Source organism: Jatrophihabitans sp. (assembly GCA_036399055.1).
GTDB lineage: Bacteria > Actinomycetota > Actinomycetes > Mycobacteriales > Jatrophihabitantaceae > Jatrophihabitans_A.
The window spans coordinates 1-18,147 of sequence record DASWNX010000014.1 but is presented as its reverse complement, the minus strand read 5'-3'; the positions used below and the strand labels follow the sequence as shown (position 1 = coordinate 18,147).

General features: G+C 69.0%; 19 protein-coding genes. 14 read left to right on the top strand and 5 right to left on the bottom strand.

Annotation, left to right across the window (positions count from 1 at the left end; all coding sequences use genetic code 11):
* Positions 1-50: 50 nt before the first annotated feature.
* The 8 genes from VGB75_04170 (at position 51) to VGB75_04135 (ending at position 6,967) form a co-directional block, all read left to right on the top strand.
* A complete protein-coding gene (locus VGB75_04170) occupies positions 51-911 on the top strand; it encodes a metalloregulator ArsR/SmtB family transcription factor (protein ID HEY0166218.1) in 861 nt (286 codons plus the stop codon).
* A complete protein-coding gene (sufB, locus tag VGB75_04165) occupies positions 908-2,338 on the top strand; it encodes a Fe-S cluster assembly protein SufB (protein HEY0166217.1) in 1,431 nt (476 codons plus the stop codon). Before VGB75_04170 ends, sufB begins: the two co-directional genes overlap by 4 nt.
* Positions 2,339-2,395: 57 nt before the next feature.
* Positions 2,396-3,544 carry a Fe-S cluster assembly protein SufD gene (gene sufD, locus VGB75_04160; protein HEY0166216.1) on the top strand — a complete coding sequence of 383 codons (1,149 nt, stop codon included), beginning with the start codon at positions 2,396-2,398 and terminating at the stop codon, positions 3,542-3,544.
* Positions 3,544-3,852, top strand: a complete 309-nt coding sequence (locus VGB75_04155; GenBank protein HEY0166215.1) for a non-heme iron oxygenase ferredoxin subunit — start codon at positions 3,544-3,546, stop codon at positions 3,850-3,852. The genes sufD and VGB75_04155 overlap by 1 nt, the downstream gene beginning before the upstream one ends.
* Positions 3,853-3,914: 62 nt before the next feature.
* The gene (gene sufC, locus VGB75_04150) at positions 3,915-4,670 is read left to right on the top strand and encodes a Fe-S cluster assembly ATPase SufC (GenBank protein HEY0166214.1); all 756 of its coding nucleotides are present in this window, start codon (positions 3,915-3,917) and stop codon (positions 4,668-4,670) included.
* Positions 4,671-4,751: 81 nt separating this feature from the next.
* Positions 4,752-6,011, top strand: a complete 1,260-nt coding sequence (locus tag VGB75_04145) for a cysteine desulfurase (GenBank protein HEY0166213.1) — start codon at positions 4,752-4,754, stop codon at positions 6,009-6,011.
* Positions 6,012-6,048: 37 nt separating this feature from the next.
* Positions 6,049-6,513: an SUF system NifU family Fe-S cluster assembly protein gene (locus VGB75_04140; protein HEY0166212.1), complete on the top strand. Its 465-nt coding sequence runs from the start codon at positions 6,049-6,051 to the stop codon at positions 6,511-6,513.
* A 109-nt stretch (positions 6,514-6,622) separates the two neighbouring features.
* The gene (locus tag VGB75_04135) at positions 6,623-6,967 is read left to right on the top strand and encodes a metal-sulfur cluster assembly factor (GenBank protein ID HEY0166211.1); all 345 of its coding nucleotides are present in this window, start codon (positions 6,623-6,625) and stop codon (positions 6,965-6,967) included.
* 142 nt (positions 6,968-7,109) lie between these two features.
* Here VGB75_04135 and VGB75_04130 read toward each other — a convergent pair whose 3' ends face one another.
* Positions 7,110-8,039 carry a neutral zinc metallopeptidase gene (locus tag VGB75_04130; GenBank protein HEY0166210.1) on the bottom strand — a complete coding sequence of 310 codons (930 nt, stop codon included), beginning with the start codon at positions 8,037-8,039 and terminating at the stop codon, positions 7,110-7,112.
* A gap of 236 nt (positions 8,040-8,275) precedes the next feature.
* Between VGB75_04130 and VGB75_04125 the strand changes: the two genes are divergently transcribed.
* From VGB75_04125 to VGB75_04100, 6 genes are all read left to right on the top strand, one after another.
* Entirely contained in the window at positions 8,276-9,880 is a 1,605-nt protein-coding gene (locus VGB75_04125; protein ID HEY0166209.1) for an ABC-F family ATP-binding cassette domain-containing protein, read from the top strand.
* A 114-nt stretch (positions 9,881-9,994) separates the two neighbouring features.
* Positions 9,995-10,216, top strand: a complete 222-nt coding sequence (locus VGB75_04120) for a helix-turn-helix domain-containing protein (protein HEY0166208.1) — start codon at positions 9,995-9,997, stop codon at positions 10,214-10,216.
* A 14-nt stretch (positions 10,217-10,230) separates the two neighbouring features.
* Entirely contained in the window at positions 10,231-11,025 is a 795-nt protein-coding gene (locus tag VGB75_04115; protein ID HEY0166207.1) for an enoyl-CoA hydratase/isomerase family protein, read from the top strand.
* A gap of 88 nt (positions 11,026-11,113) precedes the next feature.
* The gene (locus VGB75_04110; GenBank protein HEY0166206.1) at positions 11,114-13,048 is read left to right on the top strand and encodes an ABC transporter ATP-binding protein; all 1,935 of its coding nucleotides are present in this window, start codon (positions 11,114-11,116) and stop codon (positions 13,046-13,048) included.
* An 80-nt stretch (positions 13,049-13,128) separates the two neighbouring features.
* The gene (locus tag VGB75_04105; protein ID HEY0166205.1) at positions 13,129-13,407 is read left to right on the top strand and encodes a type II toxin-antitoxin system Phd/YefM family antitoxin; all 279 of its coding nucleotides are present in this window, start codon (positions 13,129-13,131) and stop codon (positions 13,405-13,407) included.
* Positions 13,404-13,685 carry a type II toxin-antitoxin system RelE/ParE family toxin gene (locus tag VGB75_04100; GenBank protein HEY0166204.1) on the top strand — a complete coding sequence of 94 codons (282 nt, stop codon included), beginning with the start codon at positions 13,404-13,406 and terminating at the stop codon, positions 13,683-13,685. The genes VGB75_04105 and VGB75_04100 overlap by 4 nt, the downstream gene beginning before the upstream one ends.
* A 407-nt stretch (positions 13,686-14,092) precedes the next feature.
* Here VGB75_04100 and VGB75_04095 read toward each other — a convergent pair whose 3' ends face one another.
* From VGB75_04095 to VGB75_04080, 4 genes are all read right to left on the bottom strand, one after another.
* A complete protein-coding gene (locus VGB75_04095) occupies positions 14,093-15,304 on the bottom strand; it encodes an ROK family transcriptional regulator (protein ID HEY0166203.1) in 1,212 nt (403 codons plus the stop codon).
* 6 nt (positions 15,305-15,310) lie between these two features.
* Positions 15,311-16,687: an ABC transporter permease gene (locus VGB75_04090; protein HEY0166202.1), complete on the bottom strand. Its 1,377-nt coding sequence runs from the start codon at positions 16,685-16,687 to the stop codon at positions 15,311-15,313.
* On the bottom strand, positions 16,684-17,481 hold the full coding sequence (locus VGB75_04085; GenBank protein ID HEY0166201.1) for an ATP-binding cassette domain-containing protein: 798 nt from the start codon (positions 17,479-17,481) through the stop codon (positions 16,684-16,686). Before VGB75_04085 ends, VGB75_04090 begins: the two co-directional genes overlap by 4 nt.
* 183 nt (positions 17,482-17,664) lie before the next feature.
* Positions 17,665-18,147 (bottom strand): substrate-binding domain-containing protein (locus tag VGB75_04080; GenBank protein HEY0166200.1); only part of this gene is annotated, 483 nt, incomplete at its 5' end.

Genomic DNA, 18,147 nt, shown 5'->3' with positions numbered 1-18,147 from the left:
CACGGCTGCCCTGGCTAGGCTCGGTCCGGGAAATACGTCATACTTATCTTGTGAAATTAGCTGGCGCCCCCGCCTCGACACCGGTGCTCGCACCGGCTGCCGGCGTGGACGCGGGCGGTCCGGGTGCGATCACCGGCGCCCGCGACGTCGTCCGCGACGAGGCGATGACCGCCGGCTCTGCCGAGGGACGCACCCGCGACGCGGTGACCCGGTTGGTGCAGGAGTCCGGGCCGCTGACCGCCGCCGCGCTGGCCGGGCGGCTGGGGCTGTCGTCCGCCGCCGTCCGCCGCCATCTGGACGCGCTGGTCGCCGACGGGATCCTCGTCGAGGTGCGGCCGCGCAGCTCCAACCCGCGTGGCCGTGGCCGACCGGCTCGGGCCTACGCCCTGACCGACGCCGGCCGCGCAGGCTTCGGACACGCCTATGACGACCTGGCTTCGACGGCGTTGCGCTACCTGCGCGACACCGGCGGCGAGGCGGCGGTGGCGGCCTTCGCCGAGCACCGGGCCAGCACGCTGATCGCCCGGATCGGCTCGCAGCTCACCACGCCCGAGTTCGCCGGGGCCGGCCCGCGCGACAAGGCCGGCCTGGTCGCCGCGGCGCTGACCGCCGAAGGCTATGCCGCCAAGGTCACCCCGGCCGGCAACGCCGGGCAGGGCAGCCAGATCTGCCAGCACCATTGCCCGGTTGCGCACGTGGCCGCGGAGTTCCCGCAGCTGTGCGAGGCCGAGACCCGGGCGCTGGCCTCCGTGCTCGGCGCCAACGTCCAACGACTGGCCACCATCGCCCACGGCGACGGCGTCTGCACCACCCACGTCTCGCACGCGAGCACGAGTACTACCACCACCAGATCCATGACCACCAGATCCACGACAACCGAAGCGGTCCCAGACCGGGAGGCACATAGATGACCACAGCAGCTGAGCGCGTTATCACCCAGGGCGAGCAGATCGAGGCCCTGTCGACCTACAAGTTCGGCTGGTCAGACTCCGACGTGGCCGGTTCGACCGCCCGTCGCGGCCTGAGCGAGGACGTCGTGCGCAACATCTCGGCGCTGAAGAACGAGCCCGCCTGGATGCTGGAGCGCCGGCTCAAGGCGCTGGAGATCTTCCGTAAGAAGCCGATGCCGAACTGGGGCTCGGACCTGTCGGGGATCGACTTCGAGAACATCAAGTACTTCGTGCGCTCGACCGAGAAGCAGGCCGCTTCCTGGGACGACCTGCCGGCCGAGATCAAGAACACCTACGACCGGCTCGGCATCCCCGAGGCCGAGAAGCAGCGGCTGGTCTCCGGCGTCGCGGCGCAGTACGAGTCCGAGGTCGTCTACCACAAGATCCGTGAGGACCTGGAGACCCAGGGCGTGCTGTTCCTGGACACCGACACCGCGCTGCGCGAGCACGAGGAGCTGTTCAAGGAGTACTTCGGCACGGTGATCCCGTCCGGTGACAACAAGTTCGCGGCGCTGAACACCGCCGTGTGGTCGGGCGGCTCGTTCATCTACGTCCCCAAGGGCGTGCACGTCGACATCCCGCTGCAGGCCTACTTCCGGATCAACACCGAGAACATGGGCCAGTTCGAGCGCACCCTGATGATCATCGACGAGGACGCCTATGTGCACTACGTCGAAGGCTGCACCGCGCCGATCTACTCCTCTGACTCGCTGCACTCGGCGGTCGTGGAGATCATCGTCAAGAAGGGCGGGCGGTGCCGCTACACCACCATCCAGAACTGGTCGAACAACGTCTACAACCTGGTCACCAAGCGGGCCGTCGCCCAGGAGGCCGCGACCATGGAATGGGTCGACGGCAACATCGGCTCGAAGGTGACCATGAAGTACCCGGCCGTCTGGATGACCGGCGAGCACGCCAAGGGCGAGGTGCTCTCGATCGCCTTCGCCGGCGAGGGGCAGCACCAGGACGCCGGGGCCAAGATGGTGCACGCCGCGCCGCACACGTCCTCGACGATCATCTCCAAGTCGGTGGCTCGCGGCGGCGGCCGGACCTCCTACCGCGGCCTGGTCCAGGTCGAGCCGGGCGCCCACCACAGCAAGTCCACGGTCAAGTGCGACGCCCTGCTGGTCGACACCATCAGCCGGTCCGACACCTACCCCTACGTCGACGTCCGCGAGGACGACGTGTCGATGGGTCACGAGGCGACGGTGTCCAAGGTCAGCGATGACCAGCTGTTCTACCTGATGAGCCGTGGCCTGTCCGAGGACGAGGCGATGGCGATGATCGTGCGCGGCTTCGTCGAGCCGATCGCCCGTGAGTTGCCGATGGAGTACGCCCTTGAGCTCAACCGGCTCATCGAACTGCAGATGGAAGGAGCGGTCGGCTAGCACCACCAGCTTCTCGCACGTTCGAGGATCCTGGCCGGCCCAACCCGAAAGCACACGATGACGACACTGCTCACCCCCACCGCCAGCGGCGCGCCCGCCGAGCGTTTCACCTCCCGCGACCCCGAGGACTTCGGCGTGCCCACCGGGCGCGAGGAGGAGTGGCGGTTCAGCCCGCTGCGCAAGCTGCGCCCGCTGTTCCAGCCGTTCGAGTCCGAGAACACCTTCGGCTTCGAGACCGAGTTGCCCGACGGGGTGACCGTGACGATGGTCAAGCCCGATCACCCATTGGTGGGCAAGGCGCTGACCCCGGCCGACCGGGTCAGCGCGCTGGCCGCGGCCAACACCGCCCGGGTGGTGCTGGTGAGCGTCGCCGCCGGCGTCGAGCCCGCCGAGCCGATCACGTTGCGCTCGATCGGCCGGCCTGGTTTGAACTACGGCCACTTCGTCATCGACGTTCAGCCGAACGCGCGCGCCACCGTAGTGATGGACCATGTCGGCGAGGTGACCGTGGCCGCCAATGTGGAGTGCGTGCTGTCCGACGGCTCGGCCCTGACGCTGATCAGCGTGCAGGACTGGGACGCCGGCGCCGTGCACGTCGCCGCCCACGCCGCGCTGGTGGGCCGCGACGCCAGTTACGAGCACATCTCGGTGAACCTCGGCGGCGACGTCGTCCGGATCAACCCGACGGTGCGCTTCGGCGGGCCCGGGGGCTCGGCCAACCTGTACGGCGTGTCCTTCTGCGGCGAGGGCCAGCACCAGGAGTCGCGGCTCTACGTCGACCACTCGGTGCCGCACTGCAGCTCCAACGTGGTCTACAAGTCGGTGCTGGACGGCGACAGCGCCCGGACGGTCTGGATCGGCGACGTCCGGATCCGGCCGGAGGCCGTCGGCACCACCACCTACGAGCTCAACCGCAACCTGTTGCTGACCGACGGCGCTCGCGCGGACTCGGTGCCCAACCTCGAGATCGAGACCGGCGAGATCGCCGGCGCCGGCCACGCCAGCGCCACCGGCCGCTTCGACGACCTGCAGCTGTTCTACTTACAGTCGCGGGGCATTCCCGAGGACGAGGCCCGCCGGCTGGTGGTGCGTGGCTTCTTCGCCGACGTGATCAACCACATCAAGGTGCCGGTTCTGCACGACCGCTTGATGGCCAGCATCGACGCCCGTCTCGGCGGCACGCCGGCCGGCCTGGCGGACGGCTGATGGCCACCCGGCTCTGCGCGCTGGCCGAGCTCAGCCCAGGAGTGCCGCTGCGGGTTGAGCTGGCTGCCCTCGATGTCGCCGTGGTCAAGGTCGGCGACGAGGTGTTCGCCATCGAGGACGTCTGCTCGCACGCCGACTTTCCGCTCTCTGACGGCGAGGTCGAGGACTGCACCCTCGAGTGCGCCCTGCACAGCTCCCGTTTCGACCTGCGCACCGGCAAGCCGACCGGGCCGCCGGCCACCCGGCCGGTGCCGGTCTACCCGACTTCGGTGATCGACGGCGACGTCTACGCCGAGCTGGACGACTGACCCGGGCTGCGGCGACACCGCCCGGCCCCCTGAGCGCACAACTTGTGAAAGAGGAGCAACTGATGTCCAAGCTTGAGATCCGCGACCTGCACGTCGCCGTGGACGACACCCCGATCCTCAAGGGCGTCAACCTGACGGTCGAGTCCGGCCAGACGCACGCGATCATGGGGCCCAACGGCTCCGGCAAGTCCACGCTGGCCTACTCGATCGCCGGCCACCCGAAGTACACGGTGACCTCGGGCCAGGTGCTGCTCGACGGCCAGAACGTGCTGGAGATGGCCGTCGACGAGCGGGCCCGTGCTGGTCTTTTCTTAGCCATGCAGTACCCGGTCGAGGTCCCCGGTGTCTCGGTGTCGAACTTCCTGCGCACCGCCGCCACCGCCGTCCGCGGCGAGGCGCCCAAGCTGCGGACCTGGGTCAAAGAGGTCAACGCCGCCATGAGCGAGCTGGAGATGGACAAGGCCTTTGCCGAGCGCAACGTCAACGAGGGCTTCTCCGGCGGTGAGAAGAAGCGCCACGAGATTCTGCAGATGGCGCTGCTCAAGCCGAAGATCGCCATCCTGGACGAGACCGACTCCGGCCTGGATGTCGACGCGCTGCGGACCGTCAGCGAGGGCGTCAACCGGGTGCGAGAGACCGGCATCGGCACCCTGCTGATCACCCACTACACCCGCATCCTGCGCTACATCAAGCCCGACTTCGTGCACGTCTTCTTCGACGGCCGGATCGTGGAGTCAGGCGGAGCCGAGCTCGCCGACGAGCTCGAGGCGCACGGCTACGCCCGGTACGGCGCCAACGAGCCGGCGGCGGTGCTGTAGGTCGCAGCGGGCCGGCGGTAACGCTCGGCCCCGGTTCTTTGTTGAGTACGAAGACACAGAAAGCTCAGTGAGGCGGTGCAGGTGACCAGCTCGTTCGACGTCGAGGCGATCCGCAAGGACTTCCCGATCCTGTCCCGGCAGGTGCACGGGGTCCCGCTGGTGTACCTGGATTCGGCCAACACCTCGCAGAAGCCGCGGCAGGTGCTCGATGCGATGGAGGACTACTACTCCCAGCACAACGCCAACGTCGCGCGCGCGGTGCACACCCTCGGCTCCGAGGCCACCACGATGTTCGAGGCGGCCCGCGACAAGGTGGCGGCCTTTCTCAACGCCCCCCGTCGCGAAGAGGTGATCTTCACCAAGAACATCTCCGAGTCGCTCAACCTGCTGGCGTACTCGCTGTCCAACGCGAGCACCTTCCCGGGCGCGGAGAAGTTCCGGATCGGCCCCGGCGACAACGTCGTGGTCACCGAGATGGAGCACCACTCGAACCTGGTGCCATGGCAGCTGCTGGCCCAGCGCACCGGTGCGGAGTTCCGGTTCATCCCGATCGACGAGGACGGCCGGCTGGTCACCTCGGCGATCGAGGAGCGGATCGACTCCCGCACCAAGGTGGTCTCCTTCGTCCACCAGTCCAACGCCTTGGGCACCGTCAACCCGGTCGCGCGGATCGTGGCCAGGGCCAAGGAGGTCGGCGCGCTGACCATCCTCGACGCCGCCCAGTCCGCGCCGCACCGTCCGGTGGACGTCCAGCAGCTCGGGGTCGACTTTCTCGGCTTCACCGGGCACAAGCTCTACGGCCCGACCGGGGTCGGCGTGCTGTGGGGGCGTTACGAGCTGCTCGCCGCGCTGCCGCCGTTCATGGGCGGCGGCGAGATGATCGAGACCGTCGACATGACCGGCACCACCTACGCCGCGCCGCCGCACCGGTTCGAGGCCGGCACCCCGATGATCGCCGAGGCGATCGGGCTCGGCGCGGCCATCGACTACGTCAGCGCGATCGGCATGGACAACATCCAGGCGCACGAGGACGAGCTCACCGCCTACGCGCTGCAGGCGTTCGCAACCGTGCCGGGCCTGAGGGTGATCGGCCCGAACTCGGCCGAGGACCGGGGCGCGACCATCTCGTTCACCGTCAAGGGCATTCACCCGCACGATGTCAGCCAACTGCTCGATGAGCAGGGCATCGCAGTGCGCGCCGGGCACCACTGCGCCCGGCCGGTCTGCGTGCGCTACGGCATCCCGGCCACCACCAGGGCGTCCTTCGGCGTTTACACCACTGCCGCCGAGATCGACGCGCTGGTGGCCGGCCTGGCCCGGGTGCAGGAGATGTTCGGATGAGCGAGCGTCGCAGCGAAGCGAAGGGCCGAGGTCGACGATGAGCCTGCCGATGGACTCGATGTACCAGCAGATCATCCTCGACCACTACAAGCATCCGCAGAACCGCGGCGAGATCGAGCCGTTCGACGCCGAGGTGCACCACGTCAACCCGACCTGCGGCGACGAGGTGACGCTGCGGGTGAGGCTGTCCGACGGCGAGATCGCCGAGCTGGGCTGGGTGGGGGAGGGCTGCTCGATCAGCCAGGCCTCCACCTCGGTGATGAGCGACCTGGTGGTCGGCACGCCGATCGAGAACGCGATGCGGTTGCAGGAGAAATTCCTTGAGCTGATGCAGTCCCAGGGCAACAGTGAGCTGACCGAGGAGGAAGCCGACGCCCTCGACGACGCGGTGGCCTTCGAGGGAGTGTCGAAGTACCCGGCGCGGGTCAAGTGCGCGCTGCTGGGCTGGATGGCGATGAAGTCGGCGGTGGCCCAGGCCACTGCCGCTGAGGCGCCGGCGTGAACGGCCGTCAAGGTCCCAGTCGCGGGGACCGAAGCCGTCAGACTTCACGCTGTCAGGACCGATGCTGTCAGACTTCACGCTGTCAGGACCGAACCGAAGGAGCCCCACGATGACCGAAGCCGTCACCATTCCCAAGCCGTCGCATGACGACGTCGAAGAGGCGTTGCGCGATGTGGTGGACCCCGAACTGGGCATCAACGTCGTCGACCTCGGGCTGATCTACGGCCTGGACATCGCCGATGACGCCACCGTCACCGTCGACATGACGCTGACCTCGGCGGCCTGCCCGTTGACCGACGTGATCGAGGACCAGGCCCAGGCCGCTCTGACCGGCGGCCCCAAGCCGCTGGCCAGCGCCATGAAGATCAACTGGGTGTGGATGCCGCCGTGGGGCCCGGACAAGATCACCGACGACGGCCGCGAGCAGCTGCGGGCGCTCGGCTTCAACGTCTGAGTCTCACGTTCTCCAGGCTGAGCAGCTGCCGGGTCTGGGCTTGAGCATCATGCTGTGGCGTCGCTATAACGCCGCGGGAGCATGACGCGCCCGGCCAGCATGCCGACCCTTGGAGTCAGCCTGATATAGCCGGGGCAACAAATCAGCCCAGGTTGCTCGTCTTAAACGTGTCGCAGCGGGCCGGGTCGCCCGTCTTATAGCCGGTGCCGAACCACTTCTGCCGCTGCGCCGACGAGCCGTGGGTGAACTTGCTCTCGTCCACCCCGCCGCTGCCCAGGTGTGACTGGATCCAGTCGTCGCCGATCCGCCCCGCCGTGTCCAGCGCGGCGTCGATGTCGGCCTGGGTGAGGTTCTCGATGAACGGCCGGCCGTTGGCCGAGGGCACCGTGGTGGCGTGGTGGGCCCAGGCCCCGGCGTAGCAGTCGGCCTGCAGCTCCAGCCGCACCGTGTCCGAGGTCGGGCCGCTCTCACCGTGGTTCACCCGGTCCGAGGTGCCCATCAGGTCCTGCACGTGGTGGCCGTACTCGTGGGCGATCACGTAGGCGTTGGGAAACGCCCCGCCGGTCGCGCCGAACTGGGTCTTGAGCTCGTCGAAGAACGACAGGTCGATGTAGATCTTGGCGTCGGCGGGGCAGTAGAACGGGCCCACGCCTGAGTTGGCCGAGCCGCAGCCGGTGTTGACTCCGCCGGTGAAGAACACCGTGGGGGACTTGCGGTATCGCACGCCCTGGCGCGGCAGCTCGGTGGCCCAGAACGCCTGCACCGAGTCGATGTCGGCCACGATCGCGCAGTCCGAGCGCTCGTTGGCGTCCGCGCCGGTGCGGCACTCGCTGCTGAGCTCGCTGTTGTCGATCGAGCTGGGGTTCGAGCCCTGGCCCAGGCTGCTGAGCCCGCCCATCCCGCCGCTGCCGTCACCGCCGCCGCCGCCGAGGACGTTGAACAGCACCACCACGATCAGCCCGACGATTCCCAGTCCGCCGCCGCCGACGGCCAGGCCTCCGCGGCCCATCCCGCCGCCGCGGGCGTCCTGCACCTGTGAGGTGTCCAGCTGAGCGTCGTCGTTGAACTGCATCGTCACCGTCCCCGCGCGAGCGGTCCCCGTGGTTGGAGCCGCTTGTCTAGTCCCGCCTGGCCTAGGCCCGAGCCGCCTGGCCTAGCAGTGAACGGTACCGGGGAGGCGCCCCCGCGCCCGTCAGCGGCAGAAAGCGGTGGCCGGTTGGGGTAATCTGATCAAACGTGAGCACCGTTCCGCGCTGAGCCCGGCCCTGTTCATCTGCCCATCAGCCTTGAACCGGAAAGTGCCTTCACATGATCACCGCCACCGACCTCGAACTGCGCGCGGGCGCGCGGCTGCTGCTGCAGCCCACCACGTTGCGGGTCCAGGCTGGTGACCGAATCGGCCTGGTGGGCCGCAACGGCGCCGGCAAGACCACCAGCCTGAAGGTGCTCGCCGGCGAGACGCTGCCGCACGGCGGCCAGGTGAGCAGCAACACCCCCGTCGGCTACCTGCCTCAGGACCCGCGCACGGGGGATTTGGAGCAGACCGCCGGTGACCGGGTGCTGTCGGCCCGCGGCCTGGACGAGATCCTGCACGAGCTGACCTCGGTCGGGCACCGGCTGGCCGAGGAGCACGCCGACGAGGCGCTGGTGCGCCGCTACGGCCACCTCGAGGAACGGTTCTCAAGCCTCGGCGGGTACGCCGCCGAAGCCGAGGCGGCTCGTATCTGCGCCCATCTGGGCCTGCCCGAGCGGGTGCTGGCCCAGCCGCTGGGAACGCTGTCGGGCGGGCAGCGACGGCGCATCGAGCTGGCCCGGATCCTGTTCGCAGACTCGGCCGGCGAGCCGACCACGCTGCTGCTGGACGAGCCCACCAACCATCTCGACGCCGACTCGATCGTGTGGCTGCGCGACTTTCTCAAGGGCCACCGAGGCGGGCTGATCGTGGTCAGCCACGACGTCGAGCTGCTGGACGCGGTGGTCAACAAGGTCTGGTACCTCGACGCCAACCGCAGCGTGGTCGATGTCTACAACGTCGGCTGGAAGGCCTATCTCAAGCAGCGTGACGCCGACGAGCGCCGGCGCAACCGCGAGCGGGCCAACGCCGAGCGCAAGATCGACTCGCTGCGCGGCCAGGCCGACAAGATGCGGGCCAAGGCGACCAAGGCCAAGGCGGCCCAGCAGATGCTGCGCCGGGCCGACGCGCTCAACGCCGGGCTGGCCGAGGTGCGGGCTCACGACAAGGTGGCCAGGCTGCGCTTCCCCGACCCCGCGCCGTGCGGGCGCACCCCGCTGACTGCGGAGGGCCTGTCCAAGTCCTACGGCTCGCTGGAGGTGTTCGCAGGCGTCGACCTGGCCATCGACCGGGGGACCCGGGTGGTGGTGCTCGGCCTGAACGGGGCGGGCAAGACCACGCTGCTGCGGCTGCTGGCCGGCGCTGAGAAGCCCGACACCGGCGAGGTGGTGCCCGGCCACGGCCTGCGGCTGGGTTACTACGCCCAGGAGCACGAGACGCTGGACACCGAGCGCACCGTCCTGGAGAACATGCGCAGCGCCGCTCCCGACCCCGCCGACCTTCAGCTGCGCAGCGTGCTGGGAGCGTTCCTGTTCTCCGGTGAGGACGTCGACAAGCCCGCCGGAGTGCTCTCCGGCGGCGAGAAGACCAGGTTGGCCCTGGCCATGCTGGTGACCAGCGCGGCCAACGTGCTGCTGCTGGACGAGCCGACCAACAACCTGGACCCGGCCAGCCGGGAGCAGGTGCTCGACGCGCTACGCCACTACGCCGGCGCCATCGTCCTGGTGACCCACGACGAGGGCGCGGTGGAAGCGCTCAACCCCGACAAGGTGATCTTGCTGCCCGACGGTGTCGAGGACACCTGGAGCGCCGACCTGGCCGACCTGATCGCGTTGGCCTGACGTTTGGAAGATCACCCCAAGCATTGCCTTGCGGTTGCCAGCCTGCTAGCAAGAGAAGGCGTGCGAAAAGGATCACTGCACCACGGTGCTGCGCTGCGGTATCCAATGAGAGGAATGACGGTGGCTGATCTGAAAAAGGGCGCCCGGATCACGGGGTCTGATCGGAACAAGTTGGCGGTCGAAGTGAAGAAGCAGTACGAGAAGGGGCGCAGCATCCGCGAATTGGCGGACAGCCACGGCCGTTCCTACGGTTTCATCCACCGGCTGTTGAGCGAGAACGAGGTGTCGCTGCGCAGTCGCGGCGGCGCCACCCGGGGAAAGAAGAACGTCTCCTGACGCCCGAGACCGGCTTGCGGCCGGCTGAGGTTCCGGCTGCCGCCGGGTTCGTCGTCGAGCTGTCCGAAGCGGATCAGGTCGCCACCTTCACCCTGAACCGGCCGGCCAAGCGCAACGTGCAGAACCCGTTGACCTGGGAGTGGTTGACCCGGACGGTCAACGCGCTGCCCGGCACCGTGCGGGTGCTGGTGGTGCGCGGCGAGGGGCCGTCCTTCTCCGCGGGCCTGGACCGGGCGATGTTCACGCCGCAAGGCATCGAGGGGATCCCGAGCGTCCTGGATCTGGCCCAGGCAGATCACGACGAGGCCAGCGCCGAGATCGCCGGCTATCAGGAGGGTCTGGCGGTGTTCGCGCGCCCCGGCTTGGTCAGCGTGGCGCTGGTGCAGGGCCACGCGGTCGGGGCCGGCTTTCAGCTCAGCCTGGCGTGTGACGTCCGGATCGCCGCCGAGGACGCCCAGTTCAGCATGGCCGAGGTCAACCTCGGACTGGTGCCCGACCTGGGCGGGACCAAGCGCCTGCTCGAGCTGGTCGGCTACTCCCGGGCTGCCGAGATCTGCCTCACCGGCCGCCGGGTGGACGCCGCCGAGGCGCTGCGGATCGGGCTGGTGAGCACCGTGGTGAACGCGGCCGAGCTGGCCGCGGCGGGGGAGCGGTTCGTGAGCCGGATCCTGAAACAGCCGGCAGCGGCGGTGACCGAGATCAAGGCGCTGCTGCTGGCAGCGTCGGGCCGGTCCCAGGCCGAGCAGGAGCGGGCCGAGCGGGAGGCGCAGCACCGCGTGCTCCGGACGCTGGTCGGCCTGGACGAGTGATCCGGCGGCTGCCGAACTCAGGCGGTTGCGCTGCCAGCGAATTAAGCCCGTGTGCCGGCGGCAGGTTTTCCCCGCGCGTCGATAATCGATGGGTGATGACGCGATGATGCCCCGTGGCAATTACTCGGTGATGCGCTCGATGCAACGGGACTCCTCACTGGCCAAGCGGCCGCTGCGCGCCGGCACCGCGCGCCGGGTGATCGCCTTCGCCCGGCCTTACCGCCGCGAGCTGTCGCTGTTCCTGTTCATGATCGTGTTCGACGCGCTGATCGGGGTCGCCACCCCGGTGCTCGCCGGCCGGGTGATCAACGAGATCACCAGCCGGGGCGAGGTGCGGGTGGTGGTCTGGATCGCGGTGATCATCGCCGGCCTGGCGGTAGTCGACGCCGGCCTGTCGCTGGCCCAGCGCTGGTACTCGGCCAGGATCGGTGAGGGCCTGATCTTCGACATGCGCACCTCGGTCTTCGACCACATCCAGCGGATGCCGCTGGCCTTCTTCACCCGCACCCAGACCGGCGCCCTGGTCAGCCGGCTCAACGGCGACGTGCTGGGCGCCCAGCAGGCGTTCACCTCCACCCTGTCCGGCGTGGTCAGCAACGTCTTCGGCCTGGTGTTCACCGCGGCCGTGATGTTCACGCTGTCCTGGCAGATCACCGCCCTCGCCCTGACCCTGCTCCCGGTGTTCGTGCTGCCGGCCAAGCGGATCGGCAGCACGCTGCAGGTCATCACCCGGGAGGCCTACGGGCTCAACGCCTCGATGAACACCACCATGACCGAGCGTTTCAACGTCTCCGGCGCCTTGCTGGTCAAGCTTTTCGGCAAGCACTCGGACGAGTCGTCCTCCTTCCGGGCGCGGGCAGCCCGGGTGCGCGACATCGGGGTGCGCTCGGCGATGTACGGCCGGACCCTGTTCGCCGCGCTCGGCCTGGTGGCCAGCCTGGCCCAGGCGCTGGTCTACGGCCTGGGCGGCTACTACGCGCTCACCGGCCAGCTCTCGACCGGCACCGTGGTCACCCTGGCGCTGCTGCTGTCACGGCTGTACGGCCCGCTGATGGCGCTGTCCAACGTCCGGGTCGACGTGATGAGCGCGCTGGTCAGCTTCGACCGGGTCTTCGAGGTGCTCGACCTGGCGCCGCTGATCGACGACGCCCCGGACGCCAAGCCGCTTGAGGTCACGCCGGACGAGGCGAGCGTGGAGTTCGACGACGTCTGGTTCTCCTACCCCACCGCCTCGGAGGTCTCGCTGGCCTCGCTGGAAGACGTCGCGGTGCTTGATCAGACACCGAGCCAGGACGTGCTGCGCGGGGTGAGCTTCACCGCCCAGGCCGGCCAGATGGTCGCCCTGGTCGGGCCGTCGGGCGCGGGCAAGACCACCATCAGCCAGCTGCTGCCCCGGATCTATGACGTCCGCTCGGGCTCGGTGCGCATCGGCGGCCACGACGTCCGGTCGGTCACCCAGCAGTCGCTGCGCGACATGATCGGGGTGGTCAGCCAGGACGCCCACCTGTTCCACGACACGATCGCGGCCAACCTGCGCTACGCCCGGCCCCAGGCCACCGACGCCGAGCTGTGGCAGGCGTTGCTGGCCGCCAACATCGCCGACAAGATCGCCGAGCTGCCCGACCAGCTCGACACCGTAGTCGGGGACCGCGGCTATCGGCTCTCGGGCGGGGAGAAGCAGCGGATCGCGATCGCCCGGCTGCTGCTCAAGGCGCCGCCGATCGTGATCCTGGACGAGGCCACCGCCCACCTGGACAGCGAGAGCGAGCGCGCGGTGCAGCTAGCCCTGGCGGTGGCGTTGCACGGCCGGACGTCGCTGGTGATCGCGCACCGGCTCTCGACCATCCGGGCCGCCGACCAGGTGCTAGTGATCGACGAGGGACGGATCGTGGAGTCGGGCACCCACGACGAGCTGCTGCGGGCCGGCGGGCTGTACGCCGAGCTGTACCGCACCCAGTTCGCGCCCGGCAGGCAAGAACAGGTGGATGACGTAGAGGCGCCGCTCCGCGATGCCCCTGTCTGAGATGTCAGGGAGTCCGGCCGAGTAGACAGGTCGCGATTTAGTTCTAGTGACGACCCGAATTCGGTCCTACAATCGGAGGCATGGAGACCACGTCACTGTCCGACCTGAAGGCGCACCTGTCGGAGTACACCGAGCGCGCCGAGGTGGAACACGAACAGTTCACCATCACGCGTAACGGCCGGCCCGCAGTGGTGATGGTGTCGGCCGAGGAGTGGGAGTCGATGCAGGAGACGCTGTTCTGGCTCTCTCAGCCGCGAATCCTTGAAGATCTGGCCCAGGCCGAAGAAGACGTCGCCGCAGGGCTACTCTACGACGAAACCCAGGTTCGCCAGGCGTTGAACCTGCCGCCGCGGCGGTGAGCCGCGATACGCCGGGGTACCGGACGGTGCTCACCGCCGCCGCGCTGCGTAGTCTGCAAACGGTCCCGCCGCGGGTCGCCGAGCCGCTGGTGGCCTTCGTTTTCGGCAGCCTCGCCCAAGAACCGAAGCGTCGCGGGAAGCCCTTGCAGGGCGAGTTGACCGGACGATGGGCTGCCCGCCGCGGTGACTACCGCATCATCTATCGGCTCGACGATGACGCCAAGGCGATGTACATCCTTAAGATCGCCAGGCGGGCGGATGTGTACCGCTCGCGTTGAGTCTCTGAGACCGTGTGACCCCCTACTGCCTGTGGGTGGTGCCCAGTCAGCCCGCTAAGCAGGCAAGTCGGGCGCGTGATCCACGCGACTGATATAATCGACAATGGTGTCGATTAGATGCTCGCTATAGCGGCCCGCTGCTTTTACAGGGAAGGGTGATCGTATGACTAAGCCGAAGCCTCCCCAGGTACCTAAAAAGGGCGGCGGCACGCAGGAGCGTGACCGCAACAAGGATGGTCGCTGGCGCGAGAAGCGCGACGATGCCGGAAAGCCCCGTCCTAAGTAATCAAGGGCGGGACGTGACCGTCGATCGCCAGTGACTTTTGCCGTGGCGGGTCTGGCATTGCGCCAGCCGATAACCGTCGATGTTGCTGCGCCGACGGTCCTGCTGGGTCTCGAGCATTCGCTCAGTTCGCGGCGAACGAGCCCACCAGCGAGTCCGGCGAGGTCAGCAGGCTCTGAAACGCAAGCTCGGCGGCGCCGATCAGCGCCGAGTCCTGGTCCAGCCCCGGCAGCAGCACCTGCACGCCGGCCCGGGCCGCGGCCATCGCCCGCCGGTCGAGCTCGGCCTCCACGGTCGCGCGGTCCAGCCGGACCACCTCGGCCAGCGAGCCGCCCACCACGATCGCCTGCGGGTTGAAGCAGTTGACCACGTTGGCCAGGCTGCGGCCGAGCCACAGGGCCACCGTGCCCACCGCGTCGGCCGCCCGCCGCTCGCCGGCCGCCGCGGCCTCGAACACCGCGGCGACGGCCCGGGGTCCGTGCCGGTCGGGGACCCCGGCCGCCCGAAGCAGGGCGTGCTCGCCGATGTAGGTCTCGATGCAGCCGGTGCTGCCGCAGTGGCACGGCGGGCCGTCCGGGTTGATGGTCATGTGGCCGATCTCGCCGGCGTAACCGCCGACCCCGTGCAACTGGCCGCCCTCGGCGATGATGCCGCTGCCGACGCCGACGCTGCCGTTGAGATAGACCATGTGGTCATAGCCGATCGCCGCCCCGCGCTGATGCTCGGCGACCGCTCCGAGGTCGGCGTCGTTGCCGACCTGCACGTCCAGCCGGGCCGGCATCGCGGCGGCCAGCAACTCGGCGAACGGCACCGCTCGCCAGCCGAGGTTCGGGGCGTGCTCGACGAAGCCGTCCTGGCGGCGCACGGTGCCCGGGATGCTGACTCCGATGCCGACCGGGCCCTGCGAGCCGGGCAACCGGTCAGCCAGCCAGCCGGCGTCGGAGACGATGCGCCCGACCACGGCCTGGGGTCGCCGGTCCGGTCCCTCGATAGCGGTGTCCCGACGTTCGAGCACCGTGCCCCCGAGCCCTACCGCGGCCGTCACGATCCGCTCGACCGCTACGTCGACAGCCAGCACGTAGGGCCCGTCCGGACGCGGGGCCACCACGTGCGAGGGCCGGCCGGCCCGGTCACCGCCAGAGGGCACGTACTCGGTGACCAGCCCCAGCGCGACCAGGTCCGCGACCAGGGCGCCGATGGTGCTGCGGTTGAGCCCCATCGCCGCGGTCAGGTCAGCGCGGGTGAGCTCGCCGTGCTGGTGGATGGAGCGCAGCAGCCGGCTGAGGTTGTGGCGGCGGATCTCCTCCGGCCGAACCGCGACCCGCTGGGCGGCCAACGGATGTCAGCCGAGGCCGGCCGCGCCGGCCCGTCTGCGCGAGAGCGCGTCGATCGCCGCGGCCAGCATCAGCACCAGGCCGGTCACGACGTACTGCACCGACGAGCCGTTGGTGCCCTTGACCAGGTCGGCCATGCCGTTGTAGATCACCTCGACCACCATGCCGCCGATGATCGCGTCGATGATCCGGCCCTTGCCGCCGAACAGGCTGGTGCCGCCGATCACCGCCGCGCCGACCGCCAGCAGCAGGGTGTTGCCGCCGTAGTTGTCCACGCTGACCGACTTGACGTTGCTGGCGATCAGGATGCCGCCGATGGCGGCCATGAACGAGCTGATCACGAACACCGAGATCCTGATCCGGTCGACCGGCACGCCGGCCCGGCGGGCGGCCTCCTCGTTGCCGCCGACGGCGTAGACGTGGCGGCCGTAGCGGGTCCGGGTCAGCACGAAGGTGCCGATCACCAGCAGCGTCACCACCAGCGGGATCACCCACGGCACGCCCTCCAGCCGGGGCGCAGGCACCCGGACCAGCTGGCCGTTGACGTTCTCGATCGAGGAGGTCTTGACGATCGCCCGGTTCTTGCTCAGCACGTAGACCATGCCGAAGACCAGCACCGCCAGGCCCGCGATCTTGAGCGCCAGCACCGAGGTCGGCTCGGCCGAGAGCCCCGCACGGCGCCGGCTGAGGCTGGCCGAGAGCTTGACGCCGGCGTAGAGCAGCACGCACAGCGCGGCGAACAGCCAGCCGGCCCACAACGGCATCTGCCCGTTGTTGATGCCGTTGACCAGTTCGTCGGTGACGGTGACGTTGCCCTGCTGGCCCTTGAAGTTGTTCAGGATGTAGAGCGCCACGCCCTGGAAGGCGAGGAAGAAGGCCAGCGTGACGACGAAGGACGGGATGCGCAGCTTGGCCCGCAGCAGCCCGATCAGCACGCCGATCACGATGCCGGTGAGCAGCGCCAGCCCGATGGAGACCGGCCATGGCGCGTTGTAGCCGACCATCACCCGGACCATGACCGCAGCGCAGACGCCAGCGGCGTAGCCGGCGGACAGGTCGATCTCGCCGAGCAGCAGCACGAACACCAGGCCCATCGCGATGACGATCGGCCCGGAGCCCTCGGTGAGCAGCACCGCGGTGTTGTAGAGGCTGGCGAAGGACGGTTGCAGGATGCCGAACAGGATGACCAGCACGACCAGGCCGGTGATGGCCGGCAACGAGCCCATGTCGCCGCCGCGCAGCCGGGAGACGTAGTTGCGGGCGTAGTCGCCGATGCCGTTGCCGACCGGAGCGGTCGAGGCCAGCACGGCCAGGCCGGCCGGGTCTGACGGCTCCTCCGGCCCGGGTGGGGCCGCGGTCGCCGAGGACGTGTCAGAGGTGGTCATGCCCGCACTCCCGTCGCGCCAGAGGTTGCCGCGACGCCGGTGACGCTGTCGGATCGTCCGGTGGTGATCAGCTCGACGAGCTGGGTCTGGTTCACAGAGGAGCGGTCGACGATGGCGACCAGTTGGCCGAGGTAGAGCGCGGCGATCCGGTCCGAGACCTCCAGCACGTCGAGCATGTTGTGCGAGATCAGCACGACCGCCAGGCCGCGGTCGGCCAGCCGGCGCACCAGTTCGAGCACCTGGGCGGTCTGGGCCACGCCGAGGGCGGCGGTCGGCTCGTCGAGGATGACGACCTTGGAGTTCCACAGCACCGACTTGGCGATGGCCACCGTCTGACGCTGGCCGCCGGACAGGCTCGACACCCGCTGCCGGACCGACTTGACCGTGCGCACGGACAGCGAGGCCAGGGTCTCGGCAGCCGCCTTCTCCATCGAGTTCTCGTCCAGGGTGACGCCGCGTTTGCGTTCGCGGCCCAGGAACATGTTCTGGACGATGTCGAGGTTCTCGCACAGCGCCAGGTCCTGGTAGACGATCTCGATGCCGAGGGCGGCCGAGTCACGAGGCGAGCGGACGTGCACCGGCGCGCCCTCGAACAGGTACTCGCCGGAGTCGATGGTGTACGTCCCGCCGATGCACTTGACCAGGGTCGACTTGCCGGCGCCGTTGTCACCGATCAGCGACACCACCTCACCGGCTCGGGCTTCGAAGCTCACGTCGTGCAGCACCTGCACCGGGCCGAAGCTCTTATTGACGTTGCGCAGCTGTAGCAGCGGCGGGTCGTTCTGAGTGGTCAAGGGTCTCAAGTCCTTTCGCATCCGACCTCGGACTGGGTCGTGGCGGCGGTGAAGCTGGTGAGGCTGAGAACTGGTGAGGCTGAGGTGCCAGCGCAGCGCCCTATCAGATCGGGCGGCGCGCAGAGCGAGTTGGAGGGCGCCAGGCGGCCGGCAGGTGCGCTGCTGGCCGCCTGGCGCGCGGGCTTACTTGACGCCGGCCGCCTGGCACAGGGCGGCGAACCTGCCGGTGCACACCTGGTCCTTGGCGGTGTAGCCGTCGTTGATCGGGTCGGCGACGTTCTCCTTGGTGATCACGACCGGCTCGGCCAGGATGGCCGGGACGTCCTGACCGGTCTTGGGGTCCTTGATCTTCTGGGTGGTCTGCGGGATCTCGCCGTTGGCCAGTCTGGCCGCCGCCTCGACCGCCGGACCGGCTTCACCGGTGGACGGCTTGTAGATGGTGAAGCACTGGTTGCCCGCCAGGATCTGCTGCAGGCCGGCCGGAGAGGCGTCCTGACCGGAGACCGCGACCTTGCCGTTGAGGCGCAGGTTGGTCAGGTTGGTGATCACGGCGCCGGCCATGGTGTCGTTGGCGACCATCACCGCGCCGAGGTCGGGGTTCTTCTGGATGAAGGAGTTGAACACCCGGCCGGCGGTGGTGGCGTCCCAGTTGCCGGTCTGCTTGCC